The 12,783-nt window shown below is 36.6% G+C and carries 10 protein-coding genes and 1 tRNA gene; 4 read left to right on the top strand and 7 right to left on the bottom strand.

Annotation, left to right across the window (positions count from 1 at the left end):
* The first annotated feature begins 2 nt into the window (after positions 1-2).
* Together GJS41_RS01155 and GJS41_RS01160 are read left to right on the top strand one after the other, a co-directional pair.
* Complete coding sequence (locus GJS41_RS01155; protein ID WP_154245516.1) at positions 3-566, top strand: lysophospholipid acyltransferase family protein; 564 nt, start codon at positions 3-5, stop codon at positions 564-566.
* Positions 547-3,897 carry a two-component regulator propeller domain-containing protein gene (locus GJS41_RS01160; protein ID WP_154245517.1) on the top strand — a complete coding sequence of 1,117 codons (3,351 nt, stop codon included), beginning with the start codon at positions 547-549 and terminating at the stop codon, positions 3,895-3,897. Before GJS41_RS01155 ends, GJS41_RS01160 begins: the two co-directional genes overlap by 20 nt.
* Positions 3,898-3,901: 4 nt before the next feature.
* On the opposite strand, the gene GJS41_RS01165 is transcribed toward GJS41_RS01160, so the two are convergent.
* The 5 genes from GJS41_RS01165 to GJS41_RS01185 all read right to left on the bottom strand — a co-directional run bounded on the left by GJS41_RS01165 (position 3,902) and on the right by GJS41_RS01185 (position 9,526).
* Positions 3,902-4,531 carry a hypothetical protein gene (locus tag GJS41_RS01165; protein ID WP_154245518.1) on the bottom strand — a complete coding sequence of 210 codons (630 nt, stop codon included), beginning with the start codon at positions 4,529-4,531 and terminating at the stop codon, positions 3,902-3,904.
* A gap of 133 nt (positions 4,532-4,664) precedes the next feature.
* Positions 4,665-6,017, bottom strand: coding sequence for a sigma-54 dependent transcriptional regulator (locus GJS41_RS01170; RefSeq protein ID WP_154245519.1), 1,353 nt, complete (start codon positions 6,015-6,017; stop codon positions 4,665-4,667).
* On the bottom strand, positions 6,018-7,301 hold the full coding sequence (locus GJS41_RS01175; RefSeq protein ID WP_154245520.1) for a HAMP domain-containing sensor histidine kinase: 1,284 nt from the start codon (positions 7,299-7,301) through the stop codon (positions 6,018-6,020).
* A gap of 90 nt (positions 7,302-7,391) precedes the next feature.
* Positions 7,392-8,144, bottom strand: coding sequence for a hypothetical protein (locus GJS41_RS01180; RefSeq protein ID WP_195758309.1), 753 nt, complete (start codon positions 8,142-8,144; stop codon positions 7,392-7,394).
* Positions 8,144-9,526, bottom strand: a complete 1,383-nt coding sequence (locus tag GJS41_RS01185; RefSeq protein WP_154245521.1) for an FAD-binding oxidoreductase — start codon at positions 9,524-9,526, stop codon at positions 8,144-8,146. Before GJS41_RS01185 ends, GJS41_RS01180 begins: the two co-directional genes overlap by 1 nt.
* A gap of 180 nt (positions 9,527-9,706) precedes the next feature.
* Between GJS41_RS01185 and GJS41_RS01190 the strand changes: the two genes are divergently transcribed.
* Entirely contained in the window at positions 9,707-10,246 is a 540-nt protein-coding gene (locus GJS41_RS01190; RefSeq protein WP_154245522.1) for a PleD family two-component system response regulator, read from the top strand.
* A 91-nt stretch (positions 10,247-10,337) separates the two neighbouring features.
* Here the strand turns inward: GJS41_RS01190 and GJS41_RS01195 are convergent.
* Positions 10,338-10,413, bottom strand: a tRNA-Val gene (locus GJS41_RS01195).
* A 176-nt stretch (positions 10,414-10,589) separates the two neighbouring features.
* On the opposite strand from GJS41_RS01195, the gene gltX reads away from it, so the two are divergent.
* Complete coding sequence (gene gltX, locus GJS41_RS01200) at positions 10,590-12,008, top strand: glutamate--tRNA ligase (RefSeq protein WP_154245523.1); 1,419 nt, start codon at positions 10,590-10,592, stop codon at positions 12,006-12,008.
* Between the two features lie 76 nt (positions 12,009-12,084).
* Here the strand turns inward: gltX and GJS41_RS01205 are convergent, their stop codons facing one another.
* Positions 12,085-12,720, bottom strand: a complete 636-nt coding sequence (locus GJS41_RS01205; protein ID WP_227551219.1) for a hypothetical protein — start codon at positions 12,718-12,720, stop codon at positions 12,085-12,087.
* Between the last annotated feature and the right edge of the window lie 63 nt (positions 12,721-12,783).

A 12,783-nucleotide genomic window follows, 5' to 3' on the forward strand; every position in this document is an offset into this window, starting at 1 on the left:
TTATGCGTTATATTATGCGAACTTTACTTGCTTTATTAGGCTGGAAAATTAAAGGCGAGTTTCCAGGCGACAAAAAACTGGTAGTAATCTTTGCCCCGCACACTTCCAATTGGGATTTTGTGTTAATGCTAATGGTGCGCTTTTGTTATAAGATGAAACCTGCTTTTTTGGGTAAGCATACTTTATTTAAGGCACCAACAGGTTGGTTCTTTAGGATGCTAGGCGGCATTCCAGTGGAGCGCTCTTCATCGCATAATATCGTAGATCAGGTTGTTAAGGTTTTAAAGCAAAGAGAAGAAGTTACTTTGGCTTTGGCTCCAGAAGGTACCAGAAGTAAAACAAGTAAATGGAAAAGTGGTTTTTATTACATTGCACTGAAGGCAAAAGTGCCGTTGCTGATGGCGTATTTGGACTCAGAAACTAAGACCATTGGCTTTGGTGATAAGATAGAACTTAGTGGTAACACACAAATTGATTTGCAAAAAATTAAAGATTTCTATAAAGACAAACGAGGCATCAAGCCTGAATTAGAGAGTGAAATAGCATTTGAGGTTAAGGATAACTAATCATCATTTCCAACAGTCTATACAAACAATAAAGCAATTAGTTTTAATCTTTGCTTTTGCCTTAATCTTTTTATCTTCAAGCCCCGGATTTTCAAAAAACTTACCGTCACAAAACGTTAAATTTGAGCGTATAACCACAGCAGATGGTCTCAGCCATAGTAGTGTCAGTGATATTATCCAAGATGATTTGGGCTTTATGTGGTTTGCAACTCAATATGGCCTAAATCGATTTGATGGTAAAAAATTTGATTACTTTTATGATGATGGTAGCAATAATTCTTTAAGTTCTAATCATATTAATAGGCTCTACAAGGACAATAGTGACTTAATATGGGTTCATACTGCTTACGGTTTAGATACAGTTAATCAGAAAACTTTAAGAGTTGATAATTGGTCATATAGCATTATGGAAGAGCTAGTTAAGCAAGGAGTCGTTGATAATAAAACAAAGGGAAATATATCCGACTTTCTAGTCCAAGATCATTTTGTTTATCTTTTAATAAATTTTAAGTTAGTGATAAAAGTAAATATAATTAACAAAAGCATTGCTTTTATTGATTTTGATGAAAGAAACTCTAAAGAATTTAGCAATTTGCTAGCTGTTAATAACAATTACTTGATTCTGGGGAGCTATAGCTGTTTTTCTTTTGTAAGCTTAGATAGTCTATCAATTGAAAAAGAACACTGCCTTGAAGAGAAACTGTTCTTATCCAGGTCAAGTGGAGCTTTAGTTAAGAGTAACGTACTTTATTTAACCACGGATGAAGGGTACTTGACACTTGACCTAAACTCGCTAGCTTCTGAACTTTTTAAAGTAAAGGATAGTAAATCAGGTAAGCATATAGCAGTTACTAAGTTAGAAGAAATATCTCATGGTTACTGGCTTGCAACATCATTAGGTTTAAAGTTTTTTGATAAAAGTACGAGAATAATTACACAAGAATACTATCATGATTCGTTAGATGACTTTTCTATTTCTAATAATGATATTTTAAGCTTGTATCTCTCTAGAGAAGGTGCTCTATGGATTGCTACAGGGTTTGGGATCAGCGTTTTGAAACCAAAGCAGTCTTTTTCGCACTTATTAAGAAAAAATGAAATAGAAATTTTCAAGCACTCTAATTTATCAACAAATATAGCAGAAGACTCAATGGGTAACTTATGGATAGGCACATTAAGCTCAGGACTTTATAAATATAGTCATAATCGAGCTGTATTAGAGAACTTTACTAAATTAGATTCAAAACAAGATACGACTTTTCCAGAGTTTATAAGTAAGATCCTAGAAGATAATGAAAAAAATTTGTGGATATTATCTGATAGCGGCTTATCTTTTAAAACGCTTTTAGGAAGTAGCTTTAGAACTATCAATGTTTTAAAAGTAAATGATAAAAGGTATTCTACTTCAAATTTTTTGGATCTTATTAAAGATAGATATAACAATTTATGGGCGGGAAGCTCTGAAGGTTTGTTTAAATTAACTCCCCCTTTATTAGATGAAGCTTCTAGAAAAAGCTTCGGCAAAAATACGGTTGTTAATTACGAAGACCAACTTCCTCCAAATTTTTTGAGCGGGGATTACGGTATATATGTTTTATTTGAAGATCTACAAGGTTATATTTGGGCGGGTGGTTCGAATGGTCTTATTAGACTAGATCCGAGTAGCTTATTGGTTGATCATTATGTTCATGAAGAAAGTAACTCAAGTAGTTTATCTGGTTCAGATATTAATACTATTTATGAGGACAGTAATGGAGTTTTATGGATTGGAACAACTAAAGGGCTTAATAGAGTTTATTATGATAATAATGGGAAAATTCGTTTTAAAAGAATAGGAGTAAAGGACGGATTCGCTACTAATTATATTAGCGCTATTCAGGAAGATTCTGAAGGTTACTTGTGGATATCAACTATAAAAGGTATCACTCGCTACCACCCAGGGAAAAGCAATAAAGTTGTTAATTATTATCGTGAACAAGGACTTCAAGATAATGAATTTTTTGCAAAATCGAGCTACAAAGATAAAAGTGGCAATCTATACTTTGGCGGTGTAAACGGTATAACAGTGTTTAATCCCAAGGATATGGCAGTAACTTCAAATGTTCAGCCTATCAGCTTTTCAGGAATCACTCAGGGTAGGGAGAAATTATTGTTTGATACAGCTGGAGAAGTTAAGCTGATAAATAATGAGCCAGTCAGAATAAGAATTTCTAATTTCGACTATTTAAATAACCGAAAATTACTTCTACGTTATAGATTATCAGGATCTTCGAATTGGATAACAGTTGAGCAAGCTGACATCATTTTAAATAGAGTGGATGAAAAGACAAGTCTAAAAGTTCAGCAGCTTTCACCATCTGGTGTTTGGATAGAACCAGGAATCGATTTAATTATCAAACCTAAACTAAGTTTATTGAGCTATCACATACTATGGCCAATTATCTTGGGTCTTATGCTAGTAGGCTTAGTTGTTTGGATGTATTGGTTATATAGCAGTTTAAACAGACAGGGTAACGAAAAGAATTTGCTGTTAAAAAGAGAGAAGGCTAAGCAATCTCTACTCATGGAAGAAAAGCTGTCTTTGCTGCATCAAGTTGAAGATTTACATTATTCTTTATCAGAGCAACGTTATCAAGTCGATAAAATGGAAAGTGAAATTACACAAAGTAAAGTTAAAGATGAATTAACTGGTTTGTTTAGTCGAGGTTATATTTTAAAAAATATTCAAAGTGAAATTAGCAATATTGATTTGACTTGGGCTGATAATAATGAAAAAGGTATTTATCTAGGGTTCTTCTGTTTAGAGGTTGATAATTTTAATTCGTTACGTGAACAATATGGACATATTGCGGCTAACCAGGTTTTAGTTCAGGTTGCTGAGTCAATTATAAATATTTGCTATGGAAGCGACATTATTGCCCGATGGCAGGGAGCTTCTATGCTAATTTTAAGCAGGGGTATTTCTAAGCGTGAACAGATGGTTTTGGCTGAACGAATTCGTAATATTATTGCTTCAAGGAAGTTTGATCTCGCCAATGGTACAACTATAGATATTACTATTAGTTTAGGTTTTGGACGTTACCCATTCGTGAAAACTAAAAATAATGAACAAGGTATCAATTGGTCAAAACTGATATTTTTAGCTGAAACTGCATTAGCAAGTGCGCAGAAGAACAGTTTGAATGCGTGGATTGGTATCTATTCAAATCAATTTACGGATTTAGATGCAGTTGATAATGATTTGCTTAATAAGCTGCCCGAATTGATTAACAGCGGGCAGCTTGATTATGTTTCTTCAATTCCTAAATCTATAAAAGTCGAGTGGAATTAGTAGATCATTTACTTTCTATTTTTTTTATAACACGAATGGATTTATTACCTTCTAGTTTTAAATCAACATTTTTACCAGGCTTATGCAGTTCATCACTGCTGATAAACATTGTTCTTGTATTTCCTTCATCAGGAAATACAACGTCAGCCGTCACATTATAAGAGGCAAGGGTAGCTTTGAGTGCTTCTTTTACTTCTGCAGTTAAATTACCACCGAGAATCATGATCTTATTATCAAATGAATGTGTTGCTGATATATCATCAAATAGCATTACCTCATCGCCGTGTACGAAATTAAAATCAGCCCCTATATCACCAGTAAAGTTAAATAATTTGATATCTTTGCCGTCAATATTAACTGTGGTGCTACCATTTTGATCTTTGTTGGCGGTTATAGTTTTGCCAGATTCAGTGACTATGGTGCGAGTTTCACCTTTAGCTAAGTTGGCTAAAACAAATTTTTCTTTTGCGCCATCTACAATAAGTTCCACCATTGCATCTTTGTTGTTCTCTTGATCAATGTGTACTTCTATAGTTTGAACTTCTTCTTCAGCGCTAACTTTAGTGCTTATAAATACGGTGCTGAATATAAATACTACAGTGAGTACAAGTGATGTTATATCTCTAATGTTCATTATGTTTTCCTCTTAATGAAATGCGTAAATTAATCTTACGTATTAATATAAGCAAAAAGCATGCCAGCTTTATAACAGCTTTGAATTAAGATTGGGTTAGAATAATATAAAAAATATTCCTTATTTGAGGATGTTAGCCGGAGATAAGGAATTTTTCTAGACGATACAAAAAAGTTTTGTAGCTTAAACCAAGTAAATCAGCTGCTTTACGCTTGTTACCATTTGCATATTCTAGGGCTTGTTTGTAAAAGGCATGTTCCATCTGTTTCCAATTAATACCTGACTGTGGAAGAGTTAAAACTTTAGTTTCGTGCGACAATTCTAAAAAACTAAGATCTGATTTATTAATGTTTCCATCATCTGAAAGCAGCATTAACCGTTCGATAGTATGTGAAAGTTCGCGGATATTACCAGGCCAACTATATCCTTCGAAAGTTTCCAGTAATCGTTGATTAATCTTTAACGGAGGTACTTGATGCCTGGATGCATGTTTGTGATTAAAGAAAGTAATTAAAGCAGGCAAATCACTAGTACGCTCTCTTAAAGGAGGCATCGAAATAGGGATTACGTTTAATCGATACAATAAATCTTCCCTAAATAGATTTTGGCTAACTAAACCTTTCAGAGATTTATGGGTAGCAGAAATAATCCTAACATTGATTGGAAGAGGGGTTTGCGAGCCGACACGAGTCAGCGTTGAGTCCTGTAAAACTCGCAATAACTTTGTCTGAATAGAGAGAGTTAACTCGGCAACCTCATCCAAGAATAATGTGCCACCATCTGCGGCTTCGAAACATCCTATTTTAGTTTTAACTGCGCCTGTATAAGCACCTTTTTCAGCGCCAAATAATTCAGCCTCTGCTAAACCTTCAGGTATAGCTCCACAATTTATTACTATAAAAGATTTTTTGCAGCGAGGCGATAATTTATGCAGAGCACGGGCCGCTAACTCTTTACCAGTACCACTTTCTCCACTGATGTGTATGGTGGCATCGGTAGGTGCTAATTTTTGCAGTTGGTGAAATATTTTTTGCATTGGTTTAGAGTTGCCAATCATATCGACTAGTTGGCTGCGTTGTTGTAATTCCTGATTCAAGGAGCTATTTTCTTTTGTTAACGAAATCTTTTCACCAGCTCTTTCTACACAAAAAATCAGTTGATCTCGACTATAAGGCTTAGTTAAATAATCACTGGCACCATTTTTTACCGCTTCAACCGCATGTTGAATTGAGCCATAGGCTGTTGCCAGAACAAAGTAGGTATTAGGATTAATTTTCTGGACTTCTTCTAATAACCAAAGGCCATCCTTACCAGTTAATCGCCAATCAGATATGACGATATCAAAACTTTCAACCTGTAATAATTCTAGGGCCGCTTCGGCAGTTTCTAAATAGCTAGCGATATACCCTTGATCAGATAATATTTCCTGGATGAGTTTGCCTTGAGAAACTTCATCTTCTACTATTAATATGTTTGCTTTAGTCATCTATCTTATCTCTGAGCTTATCTGTAGAGCTATTTTTGTGCCATGAGGCTTGTTATCTTCTAGTAGGATATCACCACCATAACGGTGTTTTATTAATCTTCTTGCGATAAAAAGCCCCATTCCAGAACCGTAGGTTTTATCTGTGTTATAAGGTTTAAACATAGATCTCCTAATTGAATCTGAAATGCCTTTGCCGGTATCTGTGACTAATATTGAAATCATACCATCATGTTTCTTGGTTTCTAAAGAGAGTCTTATATTTGGCTTTGCCATGTCATCGTATGACTCTAAAGCATTTTGAATCAAAATCTGTAAAATCATCACCAATTCTGTTTCGACGCAATAAACATTAAAGTCTTCTTCATACACTACCTTCAGTTGTTCTTTGGAGTAAATGGATACGGCGTTGTTAACGATATGTCGAATCGATACGTATTGTTTTTCTATACCTTGCTCCATGATTAATGTGAAGGACTTTAGCCATTGCTCGATACGATTAACTTGGTCTTTTGCAGTAGAAGATAAATGACTAGAGGTTAGCTCAGGGTGATTAATTTCAAGTTGTTCTAAACTTAATTGAAGAGTATTTAGAGGGTTACGTAAGTTGTGAGCAAGCCCTCTAGAAATGCTGCCAAGTTCTTTGAAATGTTCAAGTTCTTGATTGTTCAATTGTTGTTTTTGATATTCCACCAGGTCTTTAGACATTTTATTAAATTGCTCTATGGTATCGGCAACGTCTTGACCATATTTAAATTTAGAAATTTTGACTTGAGTCCCAAGTTCGCCGGCACTAATTTTCTTAGCCGCTTGATTGAGTGCCAATAAGGGCTTGGTAATGCTATAAGTTAAAAAGCCGACTATCACAATCGCAAAAGCAAAAAGTAAAAATGTTATCCAAAGATTTTGTTGACGCAGATCAGCAATGGTGTCTTGAACTTCTAATCTCGGAATCGGAATCTTATACTCTGTGTTTTTATTGCGTAGTTTGATCGCTTGATCTTTGGTATCGTCGGCAAGAGTGATTTGAATATTGGTGTGACTCGGGATCTGTATAAACTCTCTTGTAATTTGTCCATCACTATCAATCGAATAAACTTGGGATTTAAATAAAAGATTTTGATTTCGAATTAAAACACCGGCCGTATCTTTAGATACTTTAAAAGCAGCTTCACCAAGTCGCTCAGATAATTTGTCATTATATTGATAATAAAGAAAACCCTGAAGCGCTAATAAAATAGCCAGTAGCGAAATAAATAGAGTTAGTAGTTTAGTTCTTATGCTCATTTGATTGATCACATTTTAGTCCTGTTTAATGTAGGATAATATGATTAATTAAGCAAGAAGTGTGCCAAGTGAATGGCACAAGTTTTAGATTTAATGGTAATGATAAATCAAGATTAATAATAAAATCGCGGCAACAGCCCCAAGGCTAAAATAACCCATGTGTTTTATAACGATACCGTGTGAATGAGAATGGTCAGGATCATCTTCTATTGCACTAGCATGATCATGATGGTGGCCTTCATCATCAATATGCGGCCTATGGATGATGACGTGCAAAAGAGTGCCAGCAACAATGGCTTGAAAGTAGAGAGTCCAAGTCTGATCGCTATTGATCCAATCTTCACCAATCATTGCGGTTGCCATATAAAACCCAACCACAGTAGAGGCTATCAATAGAGCAAAAACTAAGTAACTTTTGGATTTACCCCAAATAGGTTCTACCAGCCACCAAATACTTAAACCTACGATCAGGCGATGTATTATCACTGCATAAGAAAGCATTTGAGTATTTTGTTGCTGGACAACGGCCATGCCATCTAGGGCTGAATGTAATATCAATCCAAAGATACCTAAAAGTAGCGCAAACTTATGGGCTTTATCGGCTGCCTTACGAAAGCTTACTTCAACTAAACCGGGTCCAAAAAAACCTAATGCCACAGTAGGTATTAACATTAAACCCATTTTTTGCCAGAGCGAAGGCAATAACTCTGTTAGTAAAATACCGCCGACTGAGATTAATACGAATGAGAAAAGGAAATTATCAAGACGTCTACTGTGAGGGAATAAAGATAAAATTAGTGGTCCAATTAAGATGGAGATAATACTGAGAATTAAGTAAGTCACTAAATCAGTTTTCCTGGATTCATGATGTTGTTAGGATCGAAAACTTTTTTGACTGCTTTCATCAATTGAATTTCTGCATCCGTACGGCTGTAATTAAGATAAGGTTTTTTTAACAAGCCTACGCCGTGCTCAGCAGAAATGGTCCCTTTCATTTCCTGCAAACGCTGAAATATTTTAGGACTAACTTTGTCACACTGAGATTTGAAATCATCAACCGATAAAGCTTCAGGCTTTAAAATATTCAAATGCAAGTTACCATCGCCAATATGTCCAAACCATACTACCTCAAACTCAGGATATTCAGACTTCACGATAACATCGACTTCTTCTAAAAACTTAGATATTTTCTCAGGGGTGACCGCTATATCATTTTTATAAGGCTTATAGTGAGAAATACTTTCTGAAATGTACTCGCGATATTTCCATAAATCTTGCGCTTGTTGTTCACTTTGACTGATGGCTCCATCTAAGAGTAGGCCCTGCTCCATGCAAGTTTCAAATACCGCAAAGGCTTTATCAAGTTCAGTTTCAGACGAGGCATCTAGCTCTAGTAAGCAATAAAAGGGCGCTTCAGTTTTCAGAGGAGCTGCCATTTTATGGATATCCATGACTTTGCTCAGCGCCACATCTGAAAAGAATTCATAAGCAGTCAAATCAATTTGCTGCTGAAAGGCCTCTAGGATAGGCATTAAACTATTTAAATCAGGTATTGCTAGTAATAATACAGTAAGGTTTTGAGGTTTCCTACATAAGCCAATAGTGGTTTCTGTTATTATCCCAAGAGTTCCTTCGCTGCCGATAAATAAGTGCCTAAAATCGTAACCTGTAGCGTTCTTTACGAGTCCTTGGTTTAATTCAAGAATTTCACCAGAACCGGTGACCACTGTTAGGCCTAATACCCAATCTCGAGTCATACCGTATTTAATCACTTTTATGCCGCCAGCGTTGGTTGCGATATTACCGCCTATTTGACTAGAGCCAGTAGAAGCGAAATCTACGGGGTAATAAAGACTATTATCATCTGCGAACTGCTGTATTTGTTCAGTAATCACACCAGCTTGACAATGCAGGCGCTTAGCTGCTGCATTAAAGTCTAAAATGTTATTCATTTTGTCTAACGCAACCACCAACTCGCCATTACTTGCAACTGCGCCGCCGCTTAAACCTGTGCGACCGCCAGAAGGGACTATGGCTACCTGATTTTGGGCACACCATCGAACTACTGCCTGAACCTGTTCGGTGGTTTTTGGAAAGGCAATGGCGATTGGGGCTACTGTATAAAAGTTAGTCCAATCTTTGCCATAATGTTGCAAAGAATCACCATCAGTAAGCAAGCAGTCAGAATCTAATAGTGTTTGTAATGAAGTTAAGTCTAGCGACATAATAGTTCGCGGGGTTGCCTCTTGAAATTCTGATGTTATTTTGCCAGAGCTAGAGCATATTTTAAATTAAATTGTGAATTAATATACAATTAACAATCTTTCACATGGGTTTGTTAGACACTTATTTTTCCAAAGCTTATACTGCTGCATATATGATAAAACAATAATTTTGGAGCCTTGATGGGACTTTTTACTAAAGTAAAGTCACTATTAAATAAATCCTCATCTGAAGAAGCAAAGTTAGATAAGCAGTTTGCGAATAAGTTTCAGACAGAAGAATCATCAAAAACTTCCGAGCGTCGAGCAAAGCAGCGTGTAAATGCAGTTCCTGGTTCAAAGATTCTAATCATTGATGATTCTAAAACCATTTGCTCGATGCTAAAGAAGATGATGCTGCAAAACGATTACAAAGCCTTCACAGCTCTTTCGGCGGAAGAAGGCTTAGAAGCAGCATTTAAAGTGGTGCCAGATTTGATTTTTTTAGATATCGTACTTCCAGAAATGGATGGGTTTGCAGCTCTTAGGAAATTACGTCGAGATCCTAGAACTAAAGACATTCCCATTATGATGATGAGTGGTAACCATCAAGCTACAGAAATTTTTTATGCCTCAAGAATTGGCGCTGATGACTTTTTGAAAAAGCCTTTTTCGCGTTATGAACTGTTTTTCCGCATAGAGAAAATGTTAAATGCAGATCTGAAGCTAGTGAGAAAAAATTAGTACCTAACTTAAAGCTGGCACTTTATCCTATTACAAAAAAGCCCTAGCAAATGCTAGGGCTTTTTTATTGGCCTCTATTAAGGCCAGAATCTGGTGGGTGGTACTGGGCTCGAACCAGTGACCCTCGCCTTGTAAGGGCGATGCTCTCCCAACTGAGCTAACCACCCAGAATCTTACTCTGTAAAGCTTACGCTTCTCTAGAGAACGGCGCGCATTTTAAGGTGGCATTTACTTATGGTCAAGTATTTATTGGAATTATTTTTGCGATAAGTTGAGATAGTACTTTAGTAATAAAAATCCCCTTGTTAAAATGACACCAATTTACTCAATCAAGTTCAATATTATGTCTGTTAAAACACGGTTTGCGCCAAGCCCAACTGGTTATTTGCATGTTGGCGGTGCTCGCACCGCACTTTATTGCTATTTACATGCTAAGAAAACGTCTGGCGATTTTGTCCTAAGAATTGAAGATACGGACCGCGAACGCTCAACTGATGAGTCAGTTCAAGCCATTTTAGACGGAATGGAGTGGTTAGGTTTATCCCATGATGAGGGTCCCTATTATCAGACCAAGCGTTTTGATCGCTACGCAGTTGTTAAAGAACATCTACTAGCTGAGGGAAAGGCGTATCCGTGTTTTTGTTCAAAAGAGCGTTTAGATGCTTTACGTGAAGAGCAAATGCAGAATAAGCAAAATATTGGTTACGATGGTCATTGTCGAAACTTAACTGTACAAGAGCAAGATTTGTCTCAGCCACACGTCATTCGCTTTAAAAATCCTTTGGATGGAGTGGTTACCTTTGACGATTTAATTAAAGGCGAAATCTCAGTCAGTAATGCGGAACTTGATGATTTGATTATTGCCCGTACTGATGGCACTCCAACCTATAATTTTACCGTAGTGGTTGATGATTTAGATATGAAAATCACTCATGTAATTCGTGGCGATGACCACGTGAATAATACGCCACGTCAAATTAATATGATTGAAGCTATTGGTGGACAAAGACCACTATTCGCTCATGTGCCAATGATTTTAGGTGATGATGGCAAGCGTTTATCTAAACGCCATGGTGCAGTGAGCGTCATGCAATACCGAGATGATGGTTATTTACCACAAGCTTTGCTTAATTACTTAGTTCGGTTGGGTTGGTCGCATGGCGATCAAGAAATTTTCTCATTAGAAGACATGGTTCATTTATTTGCGTTAGAAGATGTGAATAGAGCTCCTTCAGCCTTCAATACCGAAAAATTAAATTGGCTGAATCAGCAGTATATGAAGTCTTTACCAGCGACCGAAGTGGTTAACCATTTAGAGTGGCACTTGGAGCAACAAAAAATAAATACCGACGGCGGTGTAGCTGTTGAATTATTAATACCTGAAATGGCTGAGCGAGTTAAAACTTTGAAAGAACTTGCTTCAGCAATTCGTTATTTTTACGAGGATTACCAAGAGTTTGACCCAAATGCAGCTAAAAAGCATTTACGTCCTGTCGCTAGACAGCCGTTAGAATTAGCCAAAGAAAAGCTAGTTGAAGCAGCTGATTGGTCAGCAGAAACCCTGCATCAAATCGTCAGTGATACGGCTAGTGAACTAGAACTTGGCATGGGTAAAGTCGGGATGCCATTACGTGTAGCCATCACAGGAGCAGGTATGTCGCCTGACTTAGGTATCACCCTTGAGTGGATTGGCAAAGAGGCAGTATTAAGAAGAATTGATAAAGCCTTAGACTTTATTACTAAGCGTGAAGCGAGCTCTTAATTTAGTTCTTATTTTAGTATGAATATAAAAAAAGCCTGCATTAGCAGGCTTTTTTATTGTTCTCGAAATGTTTTTGTTATTGTGCTTGAATACTTTTGATGCCTTTAACAACATCTTGAGCAGCTTCCCTAGTCAGGCCGTTTACACCTGCAGTGATATTGTACTTCATGCCACCAGCTTGAAATTCTGACACAATTACTGAGTCCCATTTAGATAATGGGAACACTTGGTAACACCTAGTTCGAGTTTTACACGTGTATTGAACATACTCGCCAGTTTTATGTTGATCAGTAATAGGGTTGTAGACTTTCTTACGATCTAAAGCCGATGACCAATAGAGTAATGTTTTTGAGTCGATTTCTTTACGATTTTTGCTGCTAGAGAATTTGCTTCTTGCAGATTGGAAGCCTGTAATGACCATATGGACATCATTTTGTTTGACCGTATAACGAACATAGCCTTTAGGCATAAAACCTGATTTTAGAGACCAGTTGCTTGGGAGAGTCATATAGTTGTTACTACCGACATTAATACTTTTATAAGTTTTAACAGGCTTAGGTGGCGGTGCTGGTTTTGCTTTTTCAACGGGAGCTACAGGAGTGGTCTTACAAGCGGCAAGCACCAGTAAAGAAGAGGAAAGTAGCAAACCAAGCATTGATACTTTTTTAGAACTTTTACCGAAATTTTGCATAAAGGATTTCTCTGTTGTCATTTATTACACCTTAATGTATTACTTGAATTAACTGCTATATTTTGTCTATGTGCTAATTAATAT

It is taken from the genome of Kangiella sp. HZ709, from assembly GCF_009674675.1.
Classification (GTDB): Bacteria; Pseudomonadota; Gammaproteobacteria; order Enterobacterales; family Kangiellaceae; genus Kangiella.

Coding starts and splice junctions, on each gene's coding strand:
- GJS41_RS01185 (WP_154245521.1), bottom strand. CDS start 9,526: ATGTCGCTAGACTTAACTTCATTACAAACACTATTAGATTCTGACTGC.
- GJS41_RS01170 (WP_154245519.1), bottom strand. CDS start 6,017: ATGACTAAAGCAAACATATTAATAGTAGAAGATGAAGTTTCTCAAGGC.
- GJS41_RS01205 (WP_227551219.1), bottom strand. CDS start 12,720: ATGACAACAGAGAAATCCTTTATGCAAAATTTCGGTAAAAGTTCTAAA.
- GJS41_RS01190 (WP_154245522.1), top strand. CDS start 9,707: ATGGGACTTTTTACTAAAGTAAAGTCACTATTAAATAAATCCTCATCT.
- GJS41_RS01175 (WP_154245520.1), bottom strand. CDS start 7,301: ATGAGCATAAGAACTAAACTACTAACTCTATTTATTTCGCTACTGGCT.
- GJS41_RS01155 (WP_154245516.1), top strand. CDS start 3: ATGCGTTATATTATGCGAACTTTACTTGCTTTATTAGGCTGGAAAATT.
- GJS41_RS01165 (WP_154245518.1), bottom strand. CDS start 4,531: ATGAACATTAGAGATATAACATCACTTGTACTCACTGTAGTATTTATA.
- gltX (WP_154245523.1), top strand. CDS start 10,590: ATGTCTGTTAAAACACGGTTTGCGCCAAGCCCAACTGGTTATTTGCAT.